The organism is Variovorax sp. OK212 (assembly GCF_900112425.1).
Taxonomy (GTDB): Bacteria; Pseudomonadota; Gammaproteobacteria; order Burkholderiales; family Burkholderiaceae_C; genus Variovorax.
Genome location: NZ_FOLP01000001.1, coordinates 1,063,182 through 1,088,582 on the forward strand (window position 1 = coordinate 1,063,182; position 25,401 = coordinate 1,088,582).

22 protein-coding genes are annotated in these 25,401 nt (G+C 68.6%); 21 read left to right on the top strand and 1 reads right to left on the bottom strand.

Annotated features, from left to right (window positions below; all coding sequences use genetic code 11):
• Positions 1-27: 27 nt before the first annotated feature.
• The 6 genes from orn (at position 28) to BM004_RS04865 (ending at position 6,817) form a co-directional block, all read left to right on the top strand.
• Positions 28-624, top strand: coding sequence for an oligoribonuclease (orn, locus tag BM004_RS04840; protein ID WP_093124316.1), 597 nt, complete (start codon positions 28-30; stop codon positions 622-624).
• Between the two features lie 292 nt (positions 625-916).
• The gene (locus BM004_RS04845) at positions 917-2,863 is read left to right on the top strand and encodes a DEAD/DEAH box helicase (RefSeq protein ID WP_093211570.1); all 1,947 of its coding nucleotides are present in this window, start codon (positions 917-919) and stop codon (positions 2,861-2,863) included.
• 211 nt (positions 2,864-3,074) lie between these two features.
• Positions 3,075-4,148 carry an NAD/NADP-dependent octopine/nopaline dehydrogenase family protein gene (locus tag BM004_RS04850; protein ID WP_093211572.1) on the top strand — a complete coding sequence of 358 codons (1,074 nt, stop codon included), beginning with the start codon at positions 3,075-3,077 and terminating at the stop codon, positions 4,146-4,148.
• On the top strand, positions 4,138-5,142 hold the full coding sequence (locus tag BM004_RS04855; protein WP_093211574.1) for a 3-hydroxybutyryl-CoA dehydrogenase: 1,005 nt from the start codon (positions 4,138-4,140) through the stop codon (positions 5,140-5,142). Before BM004_RS04850 ends, BM004_RS04855 begins: the two co-directional genes overlap by 11 nt.
• On the top strand, positions 5,139-5,936 hold the full coding sequence (locus BM004_RS04860) for an alpha/beta fold hydrolase (RefSeq protein ID WP_093212027.1): 798 nt from the start codon (positions 5,139-5,141) through the stop codon (positions 5,934-5,936). The genes BM004_RS04855 and BM004_RS04860 overlap by 4 nt, the downstream gene beginning before the upstream one ends.
• Positions 5,933-6,817: a quinone oxidoreductase family protein gene (locus BM004_RS04865; protein WP_093211576.1), complete on the top strand. Its 885-nt coding sequence runs from the start codon at positions 5,933-5,935 to the stop codon at positions 6,815-6,817. The genes BM004_RS04860 and BM004_RS04865 overlap by 4 nt, the downstream gene beginning before the upstream one ends.
• 68 nt (positions 6,818-6,885) lie before the next feature.
• Here BM004_RS04865 and BM004_RS04870 read toward each other — a convergent pair whose 3' ends face one another.
• Positions 6,886-7,371 carry a MarR family winged helix-turn-helix transcriptional regulator gene (locus tag BM004_RS04870; protein WP_093124331.1) on the bottom strand — a complete coding sequence of 162 codons (486 nt, stop codon included), beginning with the start codon at positions 7,369-7,371 and terminating at the stop codon, positions 6,886-6,888.
• A 144-nt stretch (positions 7,372-7,515) separates the two neighbouring features.
• Between BM004_RS04870 and BM004_RS04875 the strand changes: the two genes are divergently transcribed.
• From BM004_RS04875 to BM004_RS04945, 15 genes are all read left to right on the top strand, one after another.
• On the top strand, positions 7,516-9,708 hold the full coding sequence (locus tag BM004_RS04875) for a thiamine pyrophosphate-dependent enzyme (protein WP_093211578.1): 2,193 nt from the start codon (positions 7,516-7,518) through the stop codon (positions 9,706-9,708).
• A 4-nt stretch (positions 9,709-9,712) separates the two neighbouring features.
• On the top strand, positions 9,713-11,215 hold the full coding sequence (locus BM004_RS04880; protein WP_093211580.1) for an indolepyruvate oxidoreductase subunit beta family protein: 1,503 nt from the start codon (positions 9,713-9,715) through the stop codon (positions 11,213-11,215).
• A 13-nt stretch (positions 11,216-11,228) separates the two neighbouring features.
• Positions 11,229-12,221: a PDR/VanB family oxidoreductase gene (locus BM004_RS04885; protein WP_093211582.1), complete on the top strand. Its 993-nt coding sequence runs from the start codon at positions 11,229-11,231 to the stop codon at positions 12,219-12,221.
• A 19-nt stretch (positions 12,222-12,240) separates the two neighbouring features.
• On the top strand, positions 12,241-13,554 hold the full coding sequence (locus BM004_RS04890) for an aromatic ring-hydroxylating dioxygenase subunit alpha (protein WP_093211584.1): 1,314 nt from the start codon (positions 12,241-12,243) through the stop codon (positions 13,552-13,554).
• Positions 13,554-14,066 carry an aromatic-ring-hydroxylating dioxygenase subunit beta gene (locus tag BM004_RS04895; RefSeq protein WP_093211586.1) on the top strand — a complete coding sequence of 171 codons (513 nt, stop codon included), beginning with the start codon at positions 13,554-13,556 and terminating at the stop codon, positions 14,064-14,066. The genes BM004_RS04890 and BM004_RS04895 overlap by 1 nt, the downstream gene beginning before the upstream one ends.
• 7 nt (positions 14,067-14,073) lie before the next feature.
• Positions 14,074-15,720: an AMP-binding protein gene (locus tag BM004_RS04900; RefSeq protein WP_093211588.1), complete on the top strand. Its 1,647-nt coding sequence runs from the start codon at positions 14,074-14,076 to the stop codon at positions 15,718-15,720.
• Complete coding sequence (locus BM004_RS04905) at positions 15,717-16,889, top strand: thiolase family protein (RefSeq protein ID WP_093124350.1); 1,173 nt, start codon at positions 15,717-15,719, stop codon at positions 16,887-16,889. The genes BM004_RS04900 and BM004_RS04905 overlap by 4 nt, the downstream gene beginning before the upstream one ends.
• Before the next feature lie 85 nt (positions 16,890-16,974).
• Complete coding sequence (locus BM004_RS04910) at positions 16,975-18,228, top strand: SDR family NAD(P)-dependent oxidoreductase (RefSeq protein WP_093124353.1); 1,254 nt, start codon at positions 16,975-16,977, stop codon at positions 18,226-18,228.
• A gap of 17 nt (positions 18,229-18,245) precedes the next feature.
• The gene (locus tag BM004_RS04915; RefSeq protein WP_093124355.1) at positions 18,246-19,058 is read left to right on the top strand and encodes a cyclase family protein; all 813 of its coding nucleotides are present in this window, start codon (positions 18,246-18,248) and stop codon (positions 19,056-19,058) included.
• A gap of 148 nt (positions 19,059-19,206) precedes the next feature.
• Positions 19,207-19,941 (top strand): SDR family NAD(P)-dependent oxidoreductase, encoded by a 735-nt coding sequence (locus tag BM004_RS04920; RefSeq protein ID WP_093211590.1) that lies wholly within the window; start codon positions 19,207-19,209, stop codon positions 19,939-19,941.
• A 63-nt stretch (positions 19,942-20,004) separates the two neighbouring features.
• Positions 20,005-21,174, top strand: coding sequence for an ABC transporter substrate-binding protein (locus tag BM004_RS04925; RefSeq protein ID WP_093211592.1), 1,170 nt, complete (start codon positions 20,005-20,007; stop codon positions 21,172-21,174).
• A gap of 57 nt (positions 21,175-21,231) precedes the next feature.
• Positions 21,232-22,374: an ABC transporter substrate-binding protein gene (locus tag BM004_RS04930; RefSeq protein WP_093124363.1), complete on the top strand. Its 1,143-nt coding sequence runs from the start codon at positions 21,232-21,234 to the stop codon at positions 22,372-22,374.
• A gap of 27 nt (positions 22,375-22,401) precedes the next feature.
• Complete coding sequence (locus tag BM004_RS04935; RefSeq protein WP_093211594.1) at positions 22,402-23,733, top strand: aromatic ring-hydroxylating dioxygenase subunit alpha; 1,332 nt, start codon at positions 22,402-22,404, stop codon at positions 23,731-23,733.
• Positions 23,730-24,194, top strand: coding sequence for an aromatic-ring-hydroxylating dioxygenase subunit beta (locus BM004_RS04940; RefSeq protein ID WP_093211596.1), 465 nt, complete (start codon positions 23,730-23,732; stop codon positions 24,192-24,194). Before BM004_RS04935 ends, BM004_RS04940 begins: the two co-directional genes overlap by 4 nt.
• Before the next feature lie 40 nt (positions 24,195-24,234).
• Positions 24,235-25,398: an ABC transporter substrate-binding protein gene (locus tag BM004_RS04945; protein WP_093211598.1), complete on the top strand. Its 1,164-nt coding sequence runs from the start codon at positions 24,235-24,237 to the stop codon at positions 25,396-25,398.
• The last annotated feature ends 3 nt before the right edge of the window (positions 25,399-25,401 follow it).

Genomic DNA, 25,401 nt, shown 5'->3' on the forward strand with positions numbered 1-25,401 from the left:
CCGCAGCCCTTCGACGACAATCCTGCGATGCCTGAATCCCTCGACCCGACGCCCCCGGCCGCAGTGCCGACCCTGAAGAAAAGCGACCAGAACCTGGTCTGGCTCGACTGCGAAATGAGCGGCCTGGACCCTGAAAAGGAGTTCCTGCTCGAAATCGCCGTGGTCGTGACGGGCCCCGACCTCACGCCCCGCATCGACGGCCCGGTGCTCGTCATTCACCAGAGCGACGCCGTGCTCGACGCCATGGACGCCTGGAACAAGGGCACCCACGGCCGCAGCGGCCTGATCGACAAGGTCAAGGCCTCCACGCTGGACGAAGCCGCCGCCGAGCAGCAGCTGCTGGAATTCATCGCCAAGTACATCCCCCGCAGCGGCTCGCCGATGTGCGGCAACACCATCGGGCAGGACCGGCGCTTCCTGGTCAAGTTCATGCCCAAGCTGGAAGCGTATTTCCACTACCGCAACCTCGACGTCAGCACGCTGAAGGAGCTGGCCAAGCGCTGGAAACCCACGGCCTACAACAGCTTCAAGAAGCAGCAGGCGCACACCGCGCTGGCCGATGTGCACGAGTCCATCGAGGAACTGGCGCACTACCGCGAGACCTTCCTGCGTCTCGTGGATTGAGTTGGCCTGCAGGCTGTGAAGCAAGTCACAGCCTGCGCGAGGAATGGGATTAGGTAAAAACCCGAATCCATGCCATAATCGCAGGCTTCGCTGATCGGACAGGTATTTCAAGTCCGGCCAGCGTCTCTTGCATCTCCCTATCTTGCACACCGCGCCCGATCGCATTCGCTGATCAAAAAGGGCCGCAGCCTCAGGCGTCAGCCGGAAGCTGAAATGTCGTTGGATGGTTGATGTTTTTAACCACCAACGGGGCGCCTGCCTACGGCAGCGCTCGCGTTTGAGATTGATATTCATGACCGACGCTTTTGAAGCGCAGGGCGAGTTCGCGCCTGTGCAATCCGCTACCCATAACGAATTCACCGCTGTTTCGGACACCGTGTCCGAAGCGCCCATCCTCGAGGCGCTGGATGCAGCCGCTCCCGAAGTGGCAGCCGCTGAAGAACCCGCCAAGCCCAACGGCTTCATCCAACTGGGCCTCGCACCCGAGCTGATCGCCGCCGTGGCCGACCTGGGCTTCACCCAGCCGACCACCGTGCAAGACAAGGTGATCCCGCTCGCCATGGGCGGCGAAGCCGGCCAGGACGGCAAGGCCCGTTTTGTCGACCTGATGGTCTCCAGCCAGACCGGTTCGGGCAAGACCGCAGCCTTCCTGCTGCCCGTGCTGCACACGCTGCTGAAGCGCCAGGCCGAAGCCGAAGCCGAAGCCAAGGCCGAGTTCCAGCGCCTGGCCGCCGAAGCCGCTGCCCGCGGCGAAGCTGTGCCGAAGAAGCCCAAGCGCAAGGACCCGACCAACGCGCGCCACTTCAAGGCCGCCACCCCCGGCGCCCTGATCCTGTGCCCGACGCGCGAACTCGCGCAGCAGGTTGCGCACGACGCCATCGAACTGGTTCGCCATTGCCGCGGCCTGCGCATCGCCAACGTGGTGGGCGGCATGCCTTACCAGCTGCAGATCGCCAAGCTGCAGAACGCCGACCTCGTGGTCGCCACGCCCGGCCGCCTGCTCGACCTGCAACGCTCGCAACAGCTCAAGCTCGACCAGGTCAAGTTCCTGGTCGTCGACGAAGCCGACCGCATGCTCGACCTGGGCTTCTCGGACGACCTGGCCGAAGTCAACCAGCTCACCATCGAGCGCCAGCAGACGATGATGTTCAGCGCCACCTTCGCGCCGCGCATCCAGCAGCTGGCCCAGCGCGTGATGCGCGAGCCGCAGCGCGTGACCATCGACAGCCCGCAAGAAAAGCACGCCAACATCAAGCAGGTGCTGTTCTGGGCCGACAACAGCCAGCACAAGCGCAAGCTGCTGGACCACTGGCTGCGTGACACCACCATCAACCAGGCCATCGTGTTCGCGAGCACGCAAGTCGAGTGCGACGGCCTCGCCAACGACCTGCAGCAAGACGGCTTCAGCGCCGTGGCGCTGCACGGCGCCCTGAGCCAGGGCCTGCGCAACCGCCGCCTGATGGCGCTGCGCCAGGGCCAGGTGCAGATCCTGGTGGCCACCGACGTTGCCGCCCGCGGCATCGACGTGCCGACCATCACCCACGTTTTCAACTTCGGCCTGCCGATGAAGGCCGAGGACTACACCCACCGCATCGGCCGCACCGGCCGTGCCGGCCGCGACGGCATCGCCGTCACGTTTGCCGAGTTCCGCGATCGCCGCAAGATCATGGACATCGAGCATTACAGCCGCCAGCAATTCCAGGCGGAAGTGGTGCCGGGCATGGAGCCGCAACAGCGCATGCCGCAATCGCGCCCGCCGCAAGGCGAGTTCCGCGGCGGCCGCGGCGACAACCATTCGCGTGACCGCAAGTTCGGCGGCGGCGGCGGCGGTCATCGCGGCGGCAATGCCGGCGGCTTCGGCGGCGGCAACAACAACTACGCAGGCGCCAGTGGCTTCAACGACCGCGGTTCGCGTCCCCCGGCACCGCGCGGCGGTGGCTTCGGCGGCCAGGGCCACGGCCATGGCGGCGGTCACAACGCCGGCTTCGGCGGCGGCCGTGACGAAGGCGGCAACGGCGGCGGCTACGGTCGCAAGCCGGGCTGGGGCGACAACGCCCCGCGCGGCGGCGGCAACGGCGGTGGCCGTGACTTCGCTCCGCGTGAAGGCTTCGCTCCCCGCGAAGGTTTCGCACCGCGTGAAGGCTTCGCGCCCCGCGGCAATGGCGCAGGCCATGGCGGCCCGGGCAAGGTGTTCGTGCCCCGCGACGCGCAAAAGCGTTCGTTCAAGCCCAGCCGCTGATCCCCGGCCAGCGGCCTGACAGCCGCCTCGCCCCTCGAAAGCCCGCGCTTCTCACGAACGCGGGCTTTTTCATTTCGGGTTTCCGAGCAGCAGCGTATCGACCGATTTTGGTTGACACCTGAATCGATGAAAAGTAATGTAATAGCGCATTGCTTCCCCGGGTCCGTCCTGCGGCCGCCGGTTAATCGACACCTGCTTTTCGACTTTCGACATGAAAATTGCGATTCTTGGGGGTGGTCATGGCGCCTACGCGGCCGCCGCCGACCTGTCTGAAACCGGCCACGAGGTGCGCCTGTGGCGCCGCGACGCCGCCGCGCTGGAGCCCGTCGTCCGCGCCGGCGCGATCACGCTGAAAGACGCCGCCGGTGCCCGCGAAGTCCCCCTCGCGCTGGCTACCGCCGACATCGGCGCCGCCCTGAAGGGCGCCGAGCTGATCGTCATCCCCACGCCCGCCATCGCCCAGCACGACATCGCGCTCGCGATGGCGCCGCACCTCGCCGACGGCCAGGTCGTGTTCCTGCCGCCGGGCACCTTCGGCAGCTACGTGATGGCAAGAACGGTGAAAGAGGCAGGCAGCCGCGCCGACGTCGCCTGGGCCGAGACCGGCACCTTGCCCTACCTGGCGCGCAAGCACGGCGAGCGCGAGGTGAACGTCACCATCCGCGCCATCCGCCTGCCCACCGGCGTGTACCCGGCGCGCAAGGAGGCGCAGGCCATCGAGGTGATCCGCAAGGCCTATCCGGCCGTGCACGGCTGCGGCGATGCGCTTTCGGGCGCGTTGATGAATGCCGGCCCCGTCATCCACCCGCCGCTGATGGTGATGAACGCCGCGCCGCTGCAACACTTCGAGCGCTGGGACATCCACAACGAAGGCACGCAGCGCGCCGTGCGCGACGTGACCGACCGGCTCGACCAGGAACGCATGGCCGTGCGCGAAGCCTTCGGGCAGGGCGCGCCGCACTATCCGCTGGCCGACCACTACAACAACGACCAGTGGATGTACGGCGACGCGCACAAGCAGCTCGTGAAGTCGGGCGACTGGCGCGAGAACATCGACCTGCACACGCACCGCTACATCACCGAGGACACCGAGCTCGGCCTGGCCTTCCTGGCCTCGGCCGCGCGCCATGCGGGCGTGGACGCGCCCATCGCGCACGGCCTGCTGGCCATCGTCGGCGGCTTCCTGGGCCGCGACCTGCGCCGCGGACCTCGCACGTTCGAAAGCCTGGGCCTGGCCGACCTGAGCGCCGCCCAGTTCAAGCAGAGGCTGCACGATGGCGAATGACGCTGCGCTGCCGCGCTTCGCGGCCGTCGGCGCGGGCCGCATGGGGCGTGGCATCGCCATCGCGTTCGCCTATGCCGGGCGCCGGATCTCGCTGATCGACCTGCGCCCGCGCAGCGACGACGCATGGCAGCGCCTGCGCGACGAGGCCAAGGCCGAGATCGAGGCCAGCCTCTCGGGCCTCGCGCAACTCGGCGTGATCGACGCCTCGCAGGTCGCGCGCATCGCCGCGCGCGTCGAGTTCGTCGATGCCGCGGCCGCGCCGCAGGCCCTGGCCGCCGCCGAACTCGTGTTCGAAGGCGTGCCCGAAACCATGGAGGCCAAGCGCGAGGCGTTCGAGCATCTCAACCGCCATTGCCGCGACGACGCCATCCTCACCTCGACCACCAGCAGCATCCTCGTGACGCAGCTGGCCGCACTCGTGCGGCTGCCGGAGCGCTTCCTCAACATGCACTGGCTCAACCCGGCCTACGTGATCCCGGTGGTGGAACTCAGCTGCCACCCCGGCACCGACGCCGCCGTGCTCGCGCGCACCAAGGCGCTGATGGAAGACATCGGCAAGCTGCCCGTGGTCTGCGGCGCCTCGCCCGGCTACATCGTGCCGCGCCTGCAGGCGCTGGTGATGAACGAAGCCGCACGCATGATCGAAGAAGGCGCTGCCACCGCCGAAGAAATCGACAAGGCCACGCGCTACGGCCTCGGCCTGCGCTTCGCCGCGCTGGGCGTGGTCGAGTTCATCGACTTCGGCGGCTGCGACATCCTGCACCACGCCAGCCGAGAGATGTCTGCCTCGCTCGACGCCGGCCGCTACACCGCGCCCGCCATCGTCGCTCGCATGGTCGAGCAAGGGCGGCTCGGCCTGAAGAGCGGCAGCGGTTTCTACGACTACGAAGGCCGCGACATCGCAGCCTACCGGCGCGACGTGCTTTCCCGCACGCTCGGCGAACTGCGGCACGCGGGCCTGTGGCGCGCGCCCGCCGGCGAGACCTTGCCATGAGCATCCGGCGCGCCTTTGCAGACCTGTCTGTGGGGCAGGTGCACTACGCGGAATGCGGCGACGCGCACGCGCCTGCCGTGCTGCTGCTGCACCAGTCGCCGCGCAGCTGGGCCGAGTACCGCGCGGTGCTGCCGCTGATCGGCGCGCACCGCCGCGCCATTGCGATGGACACGGCCGGCTTCGGCGATTCCGCGGACGGCGGCGTGCCCGCGAGCATCGAGCAATGGGCGCGCGTGGCGTGCGAACTGCTCGACGCGCTGAACATCGGGCAGGTCGACGTGGTGGGGCATCACACGGGCGGTGTCGTGGCGGTGGAGCTTGCCGCGGCGTTTCCCGATCGCATCCGCGGCCTGGTGCTGTCCTCGACCCCCTTCACCGACAAACCGTTCCGACGCGCGCGTGCGCAACGCCCGCCCATCGACGAGGTCGCGCCCAGCGAAGACGGTTCCCATCTGGCTGCGCTGTGGCAGAAGCGCCAGGGCTTCTATCCGAAGGGACGTCCCGACCTGCTCGAGGCTTTCGTGCGCGATGCGTTGAAGGTCGCGCATGTCGAAGAGGGCCATCGCGCCGTTGCGTCGTACCGCATGGAAGACCGCATCGGCCGCCTCGCGCAGCCCACGCTGATCGTTCGCGCCACCCTCGATCCGTTCGCGGCGCCGCACGCGGCGGAGCTGCAGCATCACTTGCCGCATGCGCGCATCGCCGACATCGACGGCGGCATGGTGCCGTTGCCCGACCAGATGCCCGAGGCCTTCTCGCGCACGGTGCTCGACTTCCTGGCGACGCTGCCATGAAGGCCGTGCGCATCCACGGCTTCGATGCGGTGCCCGTGCTGGAAGAGGTCGCCGACCCGGTCGCGCGACCGGGCCGCACCATCGTGCGGATGGAAGCCGCAACCGTCGGGCACATCGACCGCACGGTGTGGCGCGGCAGCTTCCTGCGCCATCCGCCGTTGCCCTATACGCCGGGCGTGGAGGCCGCGGGTGTCGTCATTGCGAGCGAGCGCTACGGCATCGGGCAGCGCGTGTGGCTGCGCGGCAGCGGGCTCGGCACGCTCTTCGACGGCACCTGGTGCGAACGGGTCGATGCGCCCGACGAAGCGCTGGGCCTCTTGCCCGACGGTGTGCCGATGGCGCTGGGCGCAGCGTTCTTTTCTCCGTGCACGTCGGCGTGGGTTGCGCTGCACGACGTCGCCAAGCTGCAGGCCGGTGAACACGTGCTCGTGACCGGTGCGAGCGGCGCCGTCGGCTCGCTCGTGATGCAGTTGGCGGGCAACCTGGGCTGCGCAGTGACGGCGGTGGATCCGAATGCGGAAGCACCGCCCATCGGCAGCGCCGACCTGCTGATCGATACGGTCGGCGGGGACGTGCTTGCGAAGGTGCTTCCTGCGGTGCGCCCTAGTGGGCGCGCGGTGTTGATCGGCTACACCGCCGGCCCGACGCTGCAACTCGACATTGCACACTTCCTGCAACGCGATGTGGCGCTTCTGCCGCTCAACATGTTTCGACGTGAATCGGCGGGCCGTGCTGCCGCGCCCGAATTGCTTGCAAGGCTGTCCGATGGCCGTCTGCGTTTGAACGTCGAGACTTTCGCACTCGGCGATGCGGCCCGCGCGCTCGACTGGATCGCGCAACGCGGCCACCGCGGCCGCGCCGTCCTCGTGCCCGACAGCTGAGCGGCGAAGGAGCCGTGAAGCAGCAGTGAGGGCGCGGCAAGGCCGCAAGGCCTCGAGGCCTCGAGGCCTCAGTCTTCCCCCGGCTCCTCGACCGGCACATGCACGTGCAGGTCGATCATCTGCCGCAGCGTCTGCTTGAGCTCTTCGGCGCGCCGCAGCCCGAAGGGCTCCAGCACGCGCCGTTCGTGATCGCGCGCCAGTTCCATCAGGTGCTCGACCGCCTTCAGCCCCTTGCGCGTGATGCGCACCAGCGTGATGCGGCGATCACTTTCATGGGGCAGCCGCTCGACCTGTCCGCGTGCTTCCATGCGGTCCAGCAGCCGCGTCACCGTGGGTTGCTTGGTCACCGTCACCTGCGCGAGCTGGCCGATGCTGACGGCCTCGCTGCCTGCAAGAGAGGCCATCACACGCCACTCCGAGATGGAGAACCCTTGCTGGCGCGCCACCTCGTGGAACTCCGAGGAGATCAGCTGGCTGGCCTGCGCCAGCAGCGCCGGCAGGTAGTCGTCGACGAAGCGATGCGCAGGCGACTCGGGCGTCGAAGGCTCAGCCATGAACGCACCCGGTGCATGTGGCGGGCACGCTGTTTGCATGTCTAGGGTAATTCATGATTGTGGATACATTCATTTGTCAACATTATAGAAAGCATGATGTGGCAGTTGAAGCGCATCGTTCCACGATAGACAACAAGGACCCACATGGCTGAGCGTTCGTTCGTCGAAGAAGTCAAGAAGCTGCGGCTTTCTGGCGGAGATGTCTTTCGTGGTGAAGGCATTCTGGCCGTGACCAAGGCCCTCCTCGAATCCGGGGTTTCCTACGTGGCCGGCTACCAGGGCGCGCCCATCTCGCACCTGATGGATGTGCTGGCCGATGCGCAGGACATCCTCGCCGAGCAGGGTATCCGTTTCGAGAACAGTGCCAGCGAAGCCACTGCTGCAGCCACTCTTGCGGCATCGGTCAATTACCCGCTGCGCGGTGCCGTCACCTTCAAGGCCACCGTGGGCACCAACGTCGCGTCGGACGCGCTGGCCAACCTGGCCTCGGGCGGCGTCACCGGCGGTGCGCTCATCATCGTGGGCGAAGACTACGGCGAGGGCTCGTCGATCATGCAGGAGCGCAGCCACGCGTTCGCCATGAAGTCGCAGATGTGGCTGCTCGATCCGCGTCCCAACCTGCCGAGCATCGTCGATGCGGTGAAGCAGGGCTTCGATCTCTCGGAAGCCAGCCACACGCCCGTGATGCTCCAGTTGCGCATCCGTGCATGCCACGTGCACGGCCACTTCATCGCGGGCGACAACAAGCGCGCCAAGTTCACGCTGAAGGACGCGCTCGAGAACCCGCAGCGCGACGTCGGCCGCATCGTGCTGCCGCCCGCGAGCTTCGTGCACGAGCAGGAGAAGGTGAAAGACCGCTGGCCCGCCGCCGTGCGATTCATCGAGGAGCGCAAGCTCAACGAGTTCTTCTCGCAGGACGCGGACGACATCGGCATCATCGTGCAGGGCGGCAGCTACAACACGCTGCTGCGTGCGCTCGAACGCCTGGGCCTGGCCGACGTGTACGGCAACACGCAGGTGCCGCTGTACGTGATGAACGTGGCCTACCCGGTCATCGAGAGCGAGGTGATCCGCTTCTGCGAAGGCAAGCGCGCGGTGATGGTGGTCGAAGAGGGCCAGCCCAACTTCGTCGAGCAGAACCTCGCGACCATCCTGCGCCAGGCCGGTTCGACCACCGCGCTGCACGGCAAGGACATGCTGCCCGTGGCCGGCGAATACACCGCGGCCGAACTGCTGAAGGGTGCGCGCAGCTTCTGCGAGCGCTATGACCGGCTCGCGCCGCTGCCCGTGCCCGCCCCCGTGCGCAAGGTGATCCCGTTGATGGAAGTCGCCGCGGTCGGCGTCGACGCAGCGCCCGAGCCTGCGCTGCCGTCCACCGCGTTGGGCGAAGTGGTGCACGCCCGTCCGCCGGGCTTTTGCACCGGCTGCCCCGAGCGCCCGATCTTCAGCGCAATGAAGCTGGTCGAGCGCGAACTCGGCGCGCACCACGTGAGCGCCGACATCGGCTGCCACCTGTTCTCCATCCTGCCGCCGTTCAACATCGGCAACACCACCATGGGCTACGGCCTGGGCGGCGCGGGCGCCGCGGCGCTCAACGCGCCGGCCGGCAAGCGCGCGATCTCGATGATGGGCGACGGCGGCTTCTGGCACAACGGCCTCACCAGCGGCGTGGCCAACGCGGTCTTCAACAAGAGCGACAACCTGACCATCGTCGTCGACAACAACTACACCTCGGCCACGGGCGGGCAGGACATCCTCTCGTCGCAGGCCGTCAACAAGACGCGCAGCACCGGCCACGAGATCGAGCGCGCCGTGCGCGGCGTGGGCGTCGAGTGGGTGAAGACCTTGCGCCGCACCTACGACGTCGCCGGCATGCGCGACGCGCTGAAAGAAGCGCTCACCACCAAGACCAAGGGCCCGAAGGTGCTGATCGCCCAGTCGGAGTGCATGCTCAACAAGCAGCGCCGCGAGAAGCCGCTGGTGCGCAAGGCCGTGGCCGACGGCAAGCGCATGGTGCGCGAGAAGTTCGGCGTCGACTCCGACACCTGCACCGGCGACCACTCGTGCATCCGCCTGTCGGGCTGCCCGTCGCTGTCGATCAAGCCCAACCCCGATCCGCTGCGCACCGACCCGGTGGCCACCGTGCTCGACAGCTGCGTGGGCTGTGGCGTGTGCGGCGAGGTCTCGCATGCCGCCGTGCTGTGCCCGTCGTTCTACAAGGCGCAGATCGTCAGCAACCCGAGCCGTTGGGACGTGCTGCGCGAACGCGTGCGCGCCGCCGTCATCGGCTGGCTGCAGCGCGGCGAAGCGCGCCGCCGCGAAGCCTACGCCTTCTGAAACGATGAGCACCGCACAACCTATCAAGATCGCGATCCTCGCCATGGGCGGGGAGGGCGGCGGCGTGCTGGCCGACTGGATCGTCGACATGGGCGAGGCCAACGGCTACGTTGCGCAGACCACCTCGGTGCCGGGCGTGGCCCAGCGCACGGGCGCGACCATCTACTACGTCGAGCTCTATCCCATGGCGCAGGCCGAGTCCGACGGCGGCCGCCCGGTGCTCGCGCTGATGCCGCTGCCGGGCGACGTCGACCTGGTGCTGGCATCGGAGCTCATGGAAGCCGGGCGCGCCGTGCAGCGCGGCCTCGTCACGCGCGAGCGCACCACGCTGATCGCTTCCACGCACCGCGTGTTCTCGATTGCAGAGAAAAGCGCGCTCGGTGACGGGCGCGTCGACAGCGGCCAGCTGCTCGCGCACACGGCCAGGGCGGCCAAGCGCTTCATCCGCTTCGACATGGCGCAGGCGGCCGAGGACTCGGGCAGCGTGATCAGCGCGGTGCTGTTCGGTGCGCTGGCGGGTTCGGGCGTGCTGCCTTTCAGCCGTGCGCAGTTCGAGGCGACCGTCGAGCGCGGCGGCGTCGGCGTGAAGCCCAGCCTGAAGGCTTTCGGCGCGGCCTTCGATCGCGCGCAGGACGGTGACGACGGCGAGCCCGCCAAGCCGGCAGCGGCCACCGCACCATTGCCGCAGCCGCGCCACCCGGCCGTGCGCGCACTGGTCGAGCGCGTGCAGCGCGGCTTTCCGGAAGCCGCGCAAGACCTGCTGCTCGAAGGCGTGCGCCGCCTCATCGACTACCAGGACGTGGCCTACGCCGCCCTGTACCTCGACCGCATGGCGGCCGTCGCGGCCCTGCCGGCCGGCGACCACCGGCTGCTGCGCGAAACCGCGCGCCATCTCGCGCTGTGGATGTCCTACGAAGACACCGCGCGCGTGGCCGCGCTCAAGACCCGTGCCACCCGCTTCGAACGCGTGCGCGGCGAAGCGCGCGTGCAGCCGGGCCAGGTGCTGGCCATCAACGAATACATGCACCCGCGCCTGCAGGAAATCTGCGAGACGCTGCCCGGCGGCATCGGCCGCTGGCTCATGGGCTCGACGCTGCCGAAGAAGCTCGTCGAGCGCTTCACGCAGCACGGCCGCGTGATCCAGACCAGCTCGCTGAGGGGCTACCTCATGCTGCGCACCGTGGCGGCCATGAAGCGCTGGCGCCTGTCCACCATGCGCTATGCCGACGAGAACCGCCGCATCGAGGAATGGCTGCAGCGCATCGCCGCCACCGCGCAGCGCAACCCAGAACTCGCCGTCGAACTCGCGCAGTGCCAGCGGCTCGTGAAGGGCTACAGCGACACGCACGAGCGCGGCCTGCGCAACTACGACACCGTGATGCGCGCCTTCGAGCGCGCCGGCGCCGCACTGGCACCGGCCACGCTGCGCGAACTGCGCGACGCGGCGCTGGCCGACGAACACGGCCACAAGCTGCAGGCCGCGCTGGCGCAGCACGCACTGGCCTGAAGAGACAAAGAAGATGACCGCACCCTCAGCCACCCTTGCACTGCGCGTCGTCGAAGCGCGCGAACTGAATCCGCTGATCCGCATGCTGCGCCTGCGCGCCGACGACGCCCGCGCGCTGCCCGGCTTCGCGGCCGGCGCGCACATCCGCGTGCAGGTGTCGTTGCCCGACGGCAAGACCGACTGGCGCCACTATTCGCTCATCAACTTCGCGACCGCGCGCAACGCGACCAACGCGCCGACGGAATACGTGATTGCCGTGCGCAAGGAGGCCGAAGGCCGCGGCGGTTCGCGCTTCATGCACGAGCAGCTGAAAGAGGGCGATGCCCTGGCCATCGAAGCGCCGAAGAACGACTTTCCGCTGCACACTGGCCCCGGCGGCTCGGTGCTGGTGGCCGGCGGCATCGGCGTCACGCCGCTCGCCACCATGGCGGCCCGCCGCCGCGCGGAGGGCGCGCCCGTGCGCATGCACTACGCCGGCCGCAGCCGCGACCTGATGGCCTTCCTGCCCGAGCTGCAAGACCTGCTGGGCGACGACCTGCGCGTGCATGCCGACGCCGAGGCCGGCCGGCCGCTGGACATCGATGCGCTGCTCGACGGCGTACCGGCGGGCGACCGCCTCTACGTGTGCGGCCCCAAGGTCATGCTCGACGCCGTGCTCGAGCGTACGCAGGCGCGCGGCTGGGAGCACGACCGCGTGCACTTCGAACTGTTCACCGAGGTCGTCGCCGAGGCCGGCGACCAGCCCTTCGAGGTGGAACTGGCGCAGTCGGGCCAGCGCTTCACCGTGCCGGCCGACCAGAGCCTGCTCGACTGCCTGATCGGGCACGGCTGCGACCCGATGTTCGACTGCAAGCGCGGCGAATGCGGCGTGTGCGCCGTGCCCGTGCTCGAAGGCGAGATCGACCACCGCGACTACGTGCTGACCGCCCGCGAGAAGGCCGAGGGCACCGTCATGCAGATCTGCATCTCGCGCGCCAAGGGTGCGCGCCTGGTGCTCGACATCTGAAGCCAGGAGCCACGAGACCATGACCGCGTACCGAGACAACCCCGATGCGATCCGCGCGCTGGTGCAGAACGACCGGGTGCACCGCGACCTGTACACCAGCCAGGAGCTGTTCGAGCTGGAGCAGGAGCACTTCTTCGCCAACACCTGGAACTACGTCGGCCATGAGAGCCAGTTGCCCAAGCCCGGCGACTGGATCAGCAACGAGATCGCGGGCCGCCCGCTGATCATCGTGCGCCACTCCGACGGCAGCGTGCGCGCCATGATGAACCGCTGCGCCCACAAGGGCTCGCGGCTGGTCAACGGGCCGTGCGGCAACACCGGCAAGTTCTTTCGCTGCCCGTACCACGCGTGGACCTTCAAGACCGACGGCGCGCCGCTGGCGATTCCGCTGAAGACGGGCTACGAGCACACGCAGCTGCAGGAGTGCGAGTCGGGCAAGGGCCTGACGCTGGTGAAGCACGTGCGCAGCCACCGCGGCTTCATCTTCGTGAAGATCAACGATGCGGGGCCGGACTTCGACGCGTACTTCGGCGATTCGCTGAGCTCCATCGACAACATGGCCGACCGCTCGCCCGAAGGCGAGCTCGAGATCGCGGGCGGCTGCCTGCGCTTCATGCACCAGTGCAACTGGAAGATGTTCGTCGAGAACCTCAACGACACCATGCACCCCATGGTGGCGCACGAGTCCTCCGCCGGCACCGCCAAGCGCATGTGGGCCGACCAGCCCGAGGACGCGCCCAAGCCCATGGCCGTGGAGCAGTTCGTGCCCTTCATGTCCGACTACAAGTTCTTCGAGGACATGGGCATCCGCACCTACGACAACGGCCACAGCTTCACGGGCGTGCACTTCAGCATCCACAGCAAGTACAAGGCGATTCCCGCGTACGACGACGCCATGAAGGCGCGCTACGGCGAGGAGAAGACCGCGCAGATCCTGGGCATGGCGCGGCACAACACCGTGTACTACCCGAACCTGACGATCAAGGGCGCGATCCAGGCGATCCGTGTGGTGACGCCGATCTCGGCCGACAGGACGCTGATCGAGAGCTGGACCTTCCGCCTGAAGGGCGCGCCGCCCGAGCTGCTGCAGCGCACCACCATGTACAACCGCCTGATCAACTCGCCGTTCTCGGTGGTGGGCCACGACGACCTGCAGGCCTACCGCGGCATGCAGGCCGGGCTGCACGCGAGCGGCAACGAATGGGTCAGCCTGCACCGCGACTACGACGCGTCGGAGCTGAAGGGCGGCGAGATCACCACCGGCGGCACCAGCGAGCTGCCGATGCGCAACCAGTACCGCAGCTGGGTGCAGCGCATGACGGAGACGATGTGATGGCCGGCACCGACACCACCCGCCAGATCTCCCGCCAGATCACTCAGCAGGATCTGGTCGACTTCGTCGTGAACGAGGCGCACCTGCTCGACACGCGCCGCTACGAGGAATGGAACGCGCTCTTCACCGACGACGCGTTCTACTGGATCCCGCTCGTGCCCGACCAGGAAGACGGCCTCAACCACACCTCGCACCTCTACGAGGACAAGCTGCTGCGCGATCTGCGCATCGAGCGTCTCAAGAGCCCGCGCGCCTTCTCGCAACAACCGGCCAGCCGCTGCCACCACCTGCTGCAGGTGCCGGTGGTCGAGCATTTCGACGCCGAGGCCCACAGCTTCGTGGTGCGCACCGCGTTCCACTACACCGAATCGCAGGGCGACGAGCTGCAGTTCTATGTCGGCACCTTCTTTCATCACCTCACGGTGCAGGACGGCGCGCTGCGCATGACGCTCAAGCGCGTCAACCTGCTCAACTGCGACGCGGCCCTGCCGGCCGTGCAACTCTTCATCTAGGAACGCGATGCACGATCTCTCCGTTCCCGCCACCGTCCACGGCGTCTTCCAGGCCACCGCGGCGCGCACGCCGCAGGCCGAGTTCCTGTTCACCGAATCGGTGACGGCCGCCGCCTACGGCATCGAGGCCGGCGCCATCCGCTGGGGCGAGGCTGCCGCGCAGATCGAACGCCTGCGCGCGGCCTATGCGCAGGCCGGCTACGGGCACGGCCACCGCGTCGGCCTGCTGCTGGAGAACCGGCCGGCCTTCATCTTTCATTGGCTCGCGCTGAACGCGCTGGGCGCCAGCGTGGTGCCGATCAATGCCGAGATGCGCTCGGCCGAGCTGGTCTACCTGATCGGCCACAGCGAGATCGGGCTGGCCGTGACGCTGCCGGGCCGCGCCGCCGACCTGCTCGCCGCGGCGGCGCAGGCCGGCGTGGCTTTCGAGACCATGGGCGCCGACGACGCCGTGCCGCCAGCGAAGACCGCCGCACCGCGCGCCCACGAACCCATCGGCGCCGACACCGAATGCGGGCTGCTCTACACCTCGGGCACCACGGGCCGACCCAAGGGTTGCATCCTGAGCAACGCCTACTTCCTGCGCGCCGGCGAGTGGTACGCCGCGCTCGACGGCGTGTGCAGCATCCGCCGGGACGCGGAACGCGTCATCACGCCGTTGCCGCTCAACCACATGAACGCGATGGCGTTCTCCACCATGGTGGTGCTGGTGGCCGGCGGCTGCCTGGTGCAACTCGACCGCTTCCACCCCAGGAGCTGGCTGGCCAGCGCGAAGGAAAGCGGCGCGACCATCGTGCATTACCTGGGCGTGATGCCGGCCATGCTGCTGTCGGCCCCCGCGTCGCCGGCCGACGGCGACCACGCCATCCGTTGGGGCTTCGGTGCCGGCGTCGATCGCAAGAACCACGCGCCCTTCGAAGAACGCTTCGGCTTCCCGCTGGTCGAGGCCTGGGCCATGACCGAGACCGGCGCGGCCGCCTGCATCATGGCCAACCGCGAGCCGCGCCTGGTGGGCACCAGCTGCTTCGGGCGGCAGGAAGATTTCGTCGAGATCCGCCTGGTCGACGAAGCGGGCAACGACGCGGCCACCGACATGCCCGGTGAGCTGCTGGTGCGCTCGTCGGACCATGACCCGAAGCGCTACTTCTTCTCCGGTTACCTGAAGGACGACGAGGCCACGCGCGAGGCCTGGGCCGACGGCTGGTTCCACACCGGCGACCTGGTGCGCCGCGACGCCGAAGGCAACTTCTTCTTCGTCGACCGCAAGAAGAACGTGATCCGCCGCAGCGGCGAGAACATCTCGGCCGTGGAGGTCGAGAGCGTGCTCAACCAGCACCCGGCCGTGAAAGCCTCGGCCGTGGCCGCCACGCCCGACGCGGTGCGCGGCGACGAGGTGCTGGCCTGCATCGTGATGCACGAAGGCGCCGATGCCTCGCAGCCCGCGCAGACCGCGGCCAGCATCGTCGCGCACGCGCTGGCGCAGCTGGCGTACTACAAGGCGCCCGGCTACGTGGCCTTCGTCGATGCGCTGCCGCTCACGCCGTCGCAGAAGATCCAGCGCGGCCAGTTGCGCGAGATGGCGCAGTCGCTGCCGGGGCAGGGCCACTGCATCGACACCCGCGCGATGAAGAAAAGACAGGTAGGCCAGGCATGACGAAGCGGCGACTTTCCTACGAAGGCGTCGCGGTCGCGGTGCCCGTCACCGTGCCCTACGTGCGCTATTCCACGCGCACCGCGCACTGGTTCATCGGCCAGGCCCTCGAGGCGCTGGTCGAGGCCAGCGGCGTGGCCAAGGAGCAGATCGACGGCCTGTGCCTCAGCAGCTTCTCGCTCGCGCCCGACACGGCCGTGGGCGTCACGCAGCACCTGGGCCTGTCGCCGCGCTGGCTCGACCATGTGCCGACCGGCGGCGCGTCGGGCGTGATGTGCCTGCGCCGTGCGGCCCGCGCGGTGCAGGCGGGCGACGCCGACATCGTGGCCTGCGTGGGTGCCGACACCAACCACGTCGACTCCTTCCGCCAGACGCTCGGCAGCTTCAGCAACTTCGCGCGCGACGCCAGCTACCCCTACGGCTCCGGCGGGCCCAACTCCATCTTCGCGTTCATCACCGCCAACTACATGCGCACCTACGGTGTGCAGCGCGAAGACTTCGGCCGCATCTGCGTGGACCAGCGCACCAACGCGCTGGGCAACCCGAACGCGATGTTCAAGAAGGCGCTCACGCTCGACGAGTACATGGCCGCGCGCCCCATCTCCGACCCGATCCACCTGTTCGACTGCGTCATGCCCTGCGCGGGCGCCGACGCCTTCCTGGTGATGAGCGAGGAGCGCGCGCGCGACCTGGGGCTGGCGCACGTGGTGATCCGCGGTGCCATCGAGCGCCACAACGCCTACGCCGAAGACCCGGTGATGGTGCAGGGCGGCTGGCGCAAGGACCGCGACGACCTCTACGCGCAGGCCGGCGTGCGGCCCGCCGCGCTCGACTTCGTGCAGACCTACGACGACTACCCCGTCATCGTGATGATGCAGTTCGAGGACCTGGGCTTCTGCGAGAAGGGCGAGGGCTCGGCCTTCGTGCAGGCCAACACCATGACCTTCGACGGCAGCTTTCCGAACAACACGAGCGGCGGGCAGCTGTCCGCAGGGCAGGCCGGTGCGGCCGGCGGCTTCCTCGGCATGGTCGAGGCGATTCGCCAGCTGACCGGCGAAGCAGGCCAACGCACGGTGCCCGACGCGCGGCTCGGCCTTGTCGCCGGCTTCGGCATGGTGACCTACGACCGCTGCCTGTGCACAGGCGCCGTCATCCTCGGGAGACCGGAATGATGTACCCCCACGTTCGCCGCTTCGCGGCTGCTCTGCCCCCCGAGGGGGCCGCGCGCCTGCCTTGGGGCGGCCCGGCGGAGGCGCCATGACCATGCCCCTGATGCGCCCCCCGCGCAAGAACCCGGTGCTGCGCACCCGGCAGATGAACCTGCCGCCCGGCGCGCGCGGCCGCGTGGCGCTCGGCCTCACGGCCGCCGCCGCCGAAGGCCGCTTCGAGCTGCAGACCTGCGACGACTGCGGCACGGTGCAGTACCCGCCGCGCGAGGTCTGCCACAAGTGCCTTTCGGCCGCGCTGCGCTGGCGCGAACAGAGCGGCGAGGGCGCGCTGCTCGGCAGCACCACGCTGCACCACAGCAACGACCTGTTCTTTCGCGAACGGCTGCCCTGGCGGCTGGGGCTGGTGCACCTCGATGCCGGCCCCACGCTCATGGTCCACCTGCACGGCGAGGTCGGCGATGCGCCCACGCGCGTGCGTGTCGGCGCCCGCCTCGACCGCGCGGGCCAGGCCGTTCTCATTGGTTTTCCGAATGAAGGGAGTGCCCATATGGCCGACGACAAGATGCTGCGCGAGATGACCAGCGACCCCAAGTTCCGCAAGGCGCTGGTGACCGACGGCAAGACCGAGACCGGCCAGGCCATCGTGCGTGCGCTGGTGAAGGCCGGCGCCGACATCGTCTGGGTCGGCCATGCCGAACCCTGGAAGAAGATGGGCGACGGGCTCGACGACATCGCGGCGCTGCCGCAGGTCACGCTGGTGCCGCTGGACCTCACCAACGGCCGCCAGGTGACGGAGCTGGCCGGCTCCATCGGCGGCAAGGTCGACATCGTGATCAACAACGCCGAGGTGCACCGCACCTTCGGCATCGGCGCGCGGCGCGGCACCGACGTGGCCAAGGCCGAGATGGACATCAACTACTTCGGCCTGCTGCGCCTGGCGCAGGAGTTCGGCCCGGCGCTGAAGGGCCGCTCGGCCGACGGCGAGACGGGCGCGACCGCGTGGGTCAACCTGCTGTCGATCTACGCGCTCAGCAACTTCCCGCCGCACGGCACCTTCAGCGCGTCGAAGGCCGCGGCGCATTCGCTGGCCCAGTGCCTGCGCGCCGAGATGCGACCGGCGGGCATCCGCGTGATCAACGTGTTCCCCGGCCCCATCGACGACGAATGGAACCAGCACACGCCGCCGCCCAAGCTCGCGCCGGCCACGCTGGCCAACGCCATCGTGAAGGCGCTGCGCGACGGCGTGGAAGACGTGTACCCCGGCGACGTGGCGCAGGAGTGGCTGGAGCGCTGGCGCGACAACCCGAAGGTGCTCGAGCGCGAACTGGCCGCCGGCGGCTGAGCAAAAGGAAGCACACGATGACAACGACAACCGAACTCATGTCCGCCGCCGAGATCCTCGGCGGCCTGGTGACGGCCATGGCCAGCGGGCGCATCCGCGTGATCGACCTCACGCAGACGCTCACGCCCGAGTTCCCGCAGATCGCATTGCCGCCCGAAATGGGGCAGTGCTGGCCCTTTCGCATCGAGGAAGTGTCGAAGTACGACGAGCGCGGCCCGGGCTGGTACTGGAACAACTTCTCCTGCGGCGAGCACACGGGCACGCACTTCGACGCACCGATCCACTGGATCTCGGGCCGTGACCTGCCGAACAACTCGGTCGACACGATTCCGGTGCAGCACTTCGTGGCCCCGGCCTGCGTGATCGACTGCTCGGCCGACGTGCAATCGAACGACGACTACCTGCTGAGCGTGGCCGACATCGAGCGCTACGAAGCGGCGCACGGCCGCATCCCGAAGGGCGCGTGGGTGCTGATGCGCACCGACTGGTCCAAGCGCAGCGACCCCGAGGCCTACCAGAACTTCGACGAGACCGGCCAGCACACGCCGGGCCCGAGCACCGAGGCCGTGCGCTTCCTGGTGGAGCAGCGCGACGTGCTGGGCTTCGGCTCGGAAGCCATCGGCACCGACGCCGGGCAGGGCTACCACCTTCGCCCGCCGTACCCGTGCCACTACTACATGCACGGCGCGGGCCGCTACGGCCTGCAGTGCCTGAGCAACCTCGACCTGCTGCCACCGGCCGGCGCGGTGCTGATCTGCCCGCCGCTGAAGATCGAGAAGGGCAGCGGAAGTCCGCTGCGCGTGCTGGCGCTGGTGGGAGCTTCGCTGTGAGTTCCCTCTGCCGTGTTGGCTTTGGCTCCTTCTCCCGCTTGCGGGAGAAGGCGGGGGATGAGGGCTCTGCACATTGCGCGCACCCTCACCCCAATCCTCTCCCGCGTGCGGGAGAGGGGGCAAGACAGGCAAGACAGGGAGGCCGGGCATGAGCAACGCAGCACCCAAGGTCGCGGCCGTCACGGGCGGTAGCGCCGGCATCGGCAAGGCCATCTGCGAAGACCTGCTCGCGCAGGGCTACGAGGTGGTGTCGCTCGCGCGCCGCAAGGCCGAGATCGATCACCCGAAATTGCACAGCATCGAAGCCGACCTGAGCGACCGCGCCGCGACCGGCGAGGCCGTGCGCGAGCTGGTCGAACGCTTTGCGCCGACCACCATCGTGCACAACGCCGGCGTGATCCGCGCGGCGCTGCTGCCCGACGTGAAGCTCGACGACCTCGACGCGCTGGTCGACCTGCACCTGGGTTGTGCCATCCAGCTCGTGCAAGGTGCGCTGCCCGCCATGCGTGCACAGCGCTTCGGCCGCGTGGTGCTGCTGTCGTCGCGCGCCGCGCTGGGCCTGGCCACACGCACCAGCTACTCGGCCACCAAGGCCGGCATGCTGGGCATGGCGCGCACCTGGGCGCTGGAGCTCGCGGCCGATGGCATCACGGTGAACGTGGTGGCCCCGGGACCGATCCGCACCGACATGTTCTACGACGTCGTCGAGGCCGGCAGCGAGAAGGAACGCGCGCTCGCCGCCTCGGTGCCCGTCAAGCGCCTGGGCGAGTCGGCCGACGTGGCACGGGCCGTGCGTTTCTTTGCCGACGCCGACAACAGCTTCGTCACCGGCCAGGTGCTTTACGTGTGCGGCGGCACCAGCGTCGGCAGCCTGGCCCTCTGAATATTTCTGTCCCCTGATACCTGCTTTCCCACGTTCGTCCAAAACCATCACTGGAGCATCGCCATGAAAGTCCTGAACCGAATTCGCACGCTCGCGGCCATCGCCGCGGGCCTCGGTGCGCTGAGCGCCGCGGGCGCGTGGGCCGCTGACCTGAAGGTCGGCTTCATCACGTCGATGTCGGGGCCGGTGTCGTCGCTCGGCATTCCCTACGACAAGGGCATGAAGGCCGCGCTTGCCTACAAGGCCGAAGTGGGGGGGCGCAAGGTGCAGGTGATCCAGCTCGACGATGCGTCCGACCCGTCCACGGCCGCGCGCAACGCGCGCAAGCTGATCGAGGAGGACAAGGTCGACGTCATCATCGGCACGGCCGGCGCGCCGGGTTCGCTGGCCATTGCCGGCGTGGCGCGCGAGACCAGGACGCCGCTGATCTCCATCGCCAACGCCGACCTGGCGGGCGAAGAGGGCGCATGGATGGTGACGCTGCCGCAACCCGCGCCGCTGATGATGGGCGCGATGGTCGAGAAGATGAAGCAGGCCGGCGTGAAGACGGTGGCCTACATCGGCTACTCCGACGCCTGGGGCGACCTGGTGTACGACGCGCTCATGAAGTCCGCGCCCACGGCCGGCATCAAGGTGGTGTCGAACGAGCGCTACGCGCGCAGCGATTCGTCGGTGGCCGGACAGGTGCTGAAGATCGTGGCGCTGAAGCCCGACGCGGTGATCACCGGCGCCTCGGGCACGCCCGGCGCGCTGCCGTACCTGGCACTCACCGAGCGCGGCTACAAGGGAAAGATCTACGGCATGCACTCGCTGATCAACCCCGACTTCATCCGTGTCGGCGGCGCGTCGGTCGAAGGCCTGCTGGCGCCCACCGGCCCGGTGGTGGTGGCCGAGCAGCTGCCCGACAGCAACCCGATGAAGAAGATCTCGATGGACTTCCGCGCGGCCTACCAGAAGGCCAACGGCGCGCCGCCCACCGACACCTTCTCGGCCTACAGCTTCGATGCCTGGCTGATCTACCTCGACTCGGCGCAGCGCGCGCTGGCCAACAGCAAGGCCGAGCCGGGCACGCCGCAGTTCCGCCTGGCGCTGCGCGATGCCATCGTGAGCACCAAGGAGCTGGTGGGCACGCACAGCGTCTACAACTTCAAGCCGACCGACCGCTACGGCTCGGACGACCGTTCGCGTGTCGTCGTGAAGCTCGAAAAGGGCCAATGGAAGCTCGTTCCCTGAGCCGCACGCATCGCCCGAACCCCGTCTCAACCGCCTGAACTGCCTGAACCGCCTCACATGAAAAAGATCACTCGCATCCTCGCCGCCACGGCCGTCGCGCTGGCTGCCGCGCAAGCCATGGCCGCCGACCTGAAGATCGGCTTCATCAGCTCGCTGTCGGGCCCGGTGGCCGCGCTGGGCATTCCGTACGAGAAGGGCATTCGCGCCGCCATTGCCGAGCACCCGGAGATCGCCGGGCGCAAGGTGCAGCTGATCGTGCTCGACGACGCCTCCGACCCCACCACCGCCGGGCGCAACGCGCGCAAGCTGGTGACCGAGGACAAGGTCGACGTGCTCATCGGCACCTCGGGCGTGCCGGGCGCCATGGCCATCGCCGCGGTGGCGCGGGAGCTCAACACGCCGCTGATCTCGCCCACGCCGGTGACCATCGCCGGCCCCGAAGGCGCGTGGACGGTGACGGTGTCGCAGCCGTTCCCGCTCATGGTGGCGGGCGTGGTCGAGCGCATGAAGAAGTCGGGCGTGAAGACGGTGGCCTTCATCGGCTTCTCGGACGCGCTGGGCGACCTGGCCTACGACTCGCTGGTGAAGAGCGCCGACACCGCCGGCATCAAGGTGGTGGCGAACGAGCGCTATGCGCGCAGCGATTCGTCGGTGGCCGGGCAGGTGCTGAAGATCGTCGGGGCGCGGCCCGACGCGGTGTTCGCGGGCAACTCGGGCACGCCCGGTGCGCTGCCCTACCTGGCGCTGGCCGAGCGCGGCTACAAGGGCAGGATCTACGGCACGCACGGCCTCATCAACGCCGACTTCGTGCGCGTGGGCGGCGCCTCCATCGAAGGCCTGCAGGTGCCCAGCGGCCCGGTGCTGGTGGCCGACCAGCTGCCCGACAGCAACCCGATCAAGAAGGTGTCGATGGGCTTTCGCAACGCGTACCAGAAGGTCAACGGCGCGGTGCCGACCGATGCCTTCTCGTCGTACACCTACGACGCCTACCTGCTGCTGGCCGATGCGGCCTCGCGGGCCAAGGGCGAGCCGGGCACGCCGCAGTACCGCACGGCGCTGCGCGATGCGATCGTGAGCACCAAGGAGCTGGTGGGCACGCACGGCGTGTACACCTTCAAGCCCGACGACCGCTACGGTTCCGACCAGCGCGGCGTGGTCATCGTGCAGATGACCAAGGGCCAGTGGAAGCTGGTTCCCTGAGCCCGGCCTGAGCCACCGAGCACCACCATGACCACCTACCGCAACCGCCCCGATCTTGTCGCGGCGCTGGTCCGCGACGACCGGGTGCACCGCGACCTGTACCTCAGCGACGAGCTTTTCGCGCTGGAGCAGGAACACCTGTTCGCCAACACCTGGGTCTTTCTAGGCCATGCGAGCCAGGTGCCCGAGCCCGGCGACTTCGTGACGCAGGACATCGCGGGGCGGCCGCTGCTCATGGTGCGCCAGCCCGGCGGCGACGTGCATGTGCTCTACAACCGCTGCGCCCACAAGGGCACGCAGCTGGTGACGGACGAGAGCGGCAACACCGGCCGTTTCTTCCGCTGCCCGTACCACGCGTGGACCTACAAGCTCGACGGCGCGCCGCTCGGGCTGCCGCTGAAGAATGGCTATGAAGGCACGCAGCTAAAAGCCTGCGAATCGGGGCAAGGGCTGTCGGCGGTGAAGCATGTGAAGGTGTACCGCGACTTCGTGTTCGTGCGGCTGTCGGACACCGGCCCTTCGTTCGAGGACTACTTCGGCGAAGTGCTGGGCGCCATAGACAACATGGTCGACCGCTCGCCCGAAGGCAAGCTGAGCGTGGGCGGCGGCGTGCTGCGCAACATCGTGCACTGCAACTGGAAGATGTACCTGGAGAACATCAACGACACGGTGCACCCGATGTCCACGCACGAGTCGGCCACCAAGGCGGCCGAGGCACTGTGGGAAGGCCATGCGCCCACTGACCCCAAGCCCATGGCGATGGAGCAGATCCTGCCCTTCGGCTCGGGCTACGAATTCTTCGACAAGATGGGCGGGCGCGTGTTCGCCAACGGCCACAGCGTGCTGGGGGTGAACTTCAGCATCCATTCCAACTACGCGCAGCTGCCCGCGTACGAGGCCGCGATGCGCGCCGCGCACGGCGAGGCGCGCGCCACGGAGATATTGCAGCGCTCGCCGCAGAACTCGGTGTTCTATCCGAGCCTGTCGGTCAAGGGCTCGCCGCAGGCCATCCGCGTGATCCGCCCGCTGGCGGCCAACCGCACGCTGATCGAGGCCTGGAGCTTCCGCGCGGCCGGTGCGCCGGCGCTGCTGTTCGAGCGCGCCATGAGCTACAACCGCCTCGTGTTCTCGCCCATGTCGGTGGTGGCGCACGACGACGTGCATCTGTTCGAGAGCATCCAGCAGGGCCTGCGCGCCGGCGGCAACGAATGGGTGAGCCTGCACCGCAACCACGACCCGGCGGAGACGCAGCAGGCCACGGTGACCACCAACGGCACCAACGAACTGCTGATGCGCAACCAGTTCCGCGCGTGGGCGAAGTCCATGGCGGCGGGCATGAATGCGGAGGCCGCGCCATGACGGACCCGCGCGACGTGGTCGCCCACGAGGCGGCGCTGCTCGACGAAAAACGCTTCGACGAATGGCTGGCCCTGTTCGCGGAGGACGGCCACTACTGGGTGCCGCTGCTCGGCGCGGCGCAGGCCGATCCGTTCTCGCACAACTCGCTGGCCTACGAAGACCGGCTGCTGCTGCAGCTGCGCGTGGAGCGCCTGAAGAACCCGCGCGCGCACTCGCAGCACCCCGCCAGCCACAGCCAGCACGTGCTGCAGCCCTCGCGCGTCGAGCACCAGGGCGGCGACGAAGTGCGCCTGCGCACGCCGTTCCTGTACGTGGAGGCGCGCGGCGAAGACCAGGTGCTGCTGAGCGGCACGGCCCGCCACCACCTCGTGCGCACGCCCGGCGGCTGGCGCATCCGCGAGAAGCGCATCGACCTGCTCAACGCCGCGCGTGCGTTGCCGGCGATCCAGTTGTTCATCTGAGTTTCCTGTTCATTCCCACCATCCTCACTGGAGCTACGACATGAAGAGCCTGATGCAGACCTTGACGCGCGGCACACTCGCCGCGGCGCTGACCGCCTGCGGCATTGCCAGCGCATTCGCGGCCGACCTGAAGGTCGGCCTGAGCGTGTCGCTGTCGGGGCCGAACTCCTCGCTGGGCGTGCCTTACGCCAAGGGCATGCAGGCCGCGCTGGCCTACAAGCCCGAGGTGAACGGCCGCAAGGTGCAACTCATCGTGCTCGACGACGGCTCCGACCCGACCACGGCCGGGCGCAACGCGCGCAAGCTGATCGAGGAAGAAAAGGTCGACGTGCTCATGGGCACCTCGGGCGTGCCGGCCGCCATTGCGATGGCGCAGGTGGGCAAGGAAGCGAAGACGCCGATGATCGGCCTCACGCCCATCCTGCTCGACCCCAACGAGAACCCGTGGGTGATGACGGTGGCGCAGCCCACGCAGCTGATGATCGACGCGGTGGTCGAGCGCATGAAGCGCAACAACGTGAAGACCGTGGGCTACATCGGTTTCACCGACGCCTGGGGCGACCTGGTGTACGACGCGCTCATGAAGGCCGCGCCGGCCGCCGGCATCAAGGTGGTGAGCAACGAGCGCTATGCGCGCGCCGACGCGTCGGTCACGGGCCAGGTGCTGAAGATCGTGGCGCTGCGGCCCGACGCGGTGATGACCGGCGGCGCCGGCACGCCGGGCGCGCTGCCGTTCCTGGCGCTGCAGGAGCGCGGCTTCAAGGGCGGCGTGTACGGGCAGCACGGGCTGATCAACCCCGACTTCGTGCGCGTGGTGGGTGCCTCCGGCCAGAACGCGCTGATGCCCACGGGCCCGGTGATCGTGGCCGAGCAGCTGCCCGACAGCTACCCGACCAAGAAGATCGCGACCGAGTTCCGCGCCGTGTTCCAGAAGGTCAACAACGCACCGACCAGCGACGCCTTCTCGGCCTATTCTTTCGACGGCTGGCTGGTGTTCGCGGACGCCGCATCGCGCGCCATGAAGAAGGCCGAGCCGGGAACGCCCGAGTTTCGCGTCGCCCTGCGCGATGCCATCTTCAGCACCAGGGAAGTGGTGGGCACGCACGGTGTCTACAGCTTCAAGCCCGGCAGCCTTTACGGCGTGGACGAACGTGCCCGCGTGATCGTCAAGCTCGACAACGGCCAATGGAAGCTCGCACCTTGAACC

Excerpts from the sequence above, each read along its gene's own strand:
- orn (WP_093124316.1), top strand. The coding sequence starts at position 28 with ATGCCTGAATCCCTCGACCCGACGCCCCCGGCCGCAGTGCCGACCCTG.
- BM004_RS04845 (WP_093211570.1), top strand. The coding sequence starts at position 917 with ATGACCGACGCTTTTGAAGCGCAGGGCGAGTTCGCGCCTGTGCAATCC.
- BM004_RS04850 (WP_093211572.1), top strand. The coding sequence starts at position 3,075 with ATGAAAATTGCGATTCTTGGGGGTGGTCATGGCGCCTACGCGGCCGCC.
- BM004_RS04855 (WP_093211574.1), top strand. The coding sequence starts at position 4,138 with ATGGCGAATGACGCTGCGCTGCCGCGCTTCGCGGCCGTCGGCGCGGGC.
- BM004_RS04860 (WP_093212027.1), top strand. The coding sequence starts at position 5,139 with ATGAGCATCCGGCGCGCCTTTGCAGACCTGTCTGTGGGGCAGGTGCAC.
- BM004_RS04865 (WP_093211576.1), top strand. The coding sequence starts at position 5,933 with ATGAAGGCCGTGCGCATCCACGGCTTCGATGCGGTGCCCGTGCTGGAA.
- BM004_RS04870 (WP_093124331.1), bottom strand. The coding sequence starts at position 7,371 with ATGGCTGAGCCTTCGACGCCCGAGTCGCCTGCGCATCGCTTCGTCGAC.
- BM004_RS04875 (WP_093211578.1), top strand. The coding sequence starts at position 7,516 with ATGGCTGAGCGTTCGTTCGTCGAAGAAGTCAAGAAGCTGCGGCTTTCT.
- BM004_RS04880 (WP_093211580.1), top strand. The coding sequence starts at position 9,713 with ATGAGCACCGCACAACCTATCAAGATCGCGATCCTCGCCATGGGCGGG.
- BM004_RS04885 (WP_093211582.1), top strand. The coding sequence starts at position 11,229 with ATGACCGCACCCTCAGCCACCCTTGCACTGCGCGTCGTCGAAGCGCGC.
- BM004_RS04890 (WP_093211584.1), top strand. The coding sequence starts at position 12,241 with ATGACCGCGTACCGAGACAACCCCGATGCGATCCGCGCGCTGGTGCAG.
- BM004_RS04895 (WP_093211586.1), top strand. The coding sequence starts at position 13,554 with ATGGCCGGCACCGACACCACCCGCCAGATCTCCCGCCAGATCACTCAG.
- BM004_RS04900 (WP_093211588.1), top strand. The coding sequence starts at position 14,074 with ATGCACGATCTCTCCGTTCCCGCCACCGTCCACGGCGTCTTCCAGGCC.
- BM004_RS04905 (WP_093124350.1), top strand. The coding sequence starts at position 15,717 with ATGACGAAGCGGCGACTTTCCTACGAAGGCGTCGCGGTCGCGGTGCCC.
- BM004_RS04910 (WP_093124353.1), top strand. The coding sequence starts at position 16,975 with ATGACCATGCCCCTGATGCGCCCCCCGCGCAAGAACCCGGTGCTGCGC.
- BM004_RS04915 (WP_093124355.1), top strand. The coding sequence starts at position 18,246 with ATGACAACGACAACCGAACTCATGTCCGCCGCCGAGATCCTCGGCGGC.
- BM004_RS04920 (WP_093211590.1), top strand. The coding sequence starts at position 19,207 with ATGAGCAACGCAGCACCCAAGGTCGCGGCCGTCACGGGCGGTAGCGCC.
- BM004_RS04925 (WP_093211592.1), top strand. The coding sequence starts at position 20,005 with ATGAAAGTCCTGAACCGAATTCGCACGCTCGCGGCCATCGCCGCGGGC.
- BM004_RS04930 (WP_093124363.1), top strand. The coding sequence starts at position 21,232 with ATGAAAAAGATCACTCGCATCCTCGCCGCCACGGCCGTCGCGCTGGCT.
- BM004_RS04935 (WP_093211594.1), top strand. The coding sequence starts at position 22,402 with ATGACCACCTACCGCAACCGCCCCGATCTTGTCGCGGCGCTGGTCCGC.
- BM004_RS04940 (WP_093211596.1), top strand. The coding sequence starts at position 23,730 with ATGACGGACCCGCGCGACGTGGTCGCCCACGAGGCGGCGCTGCTCGAC.
- BM004_RS04945 (WP_093211598.1), top strand. The coding sequence starts at position 24,235 with ATGAAGAGCCTGATGCAGACCTTGACGCGCGGCACACTCGCCGCGGCG.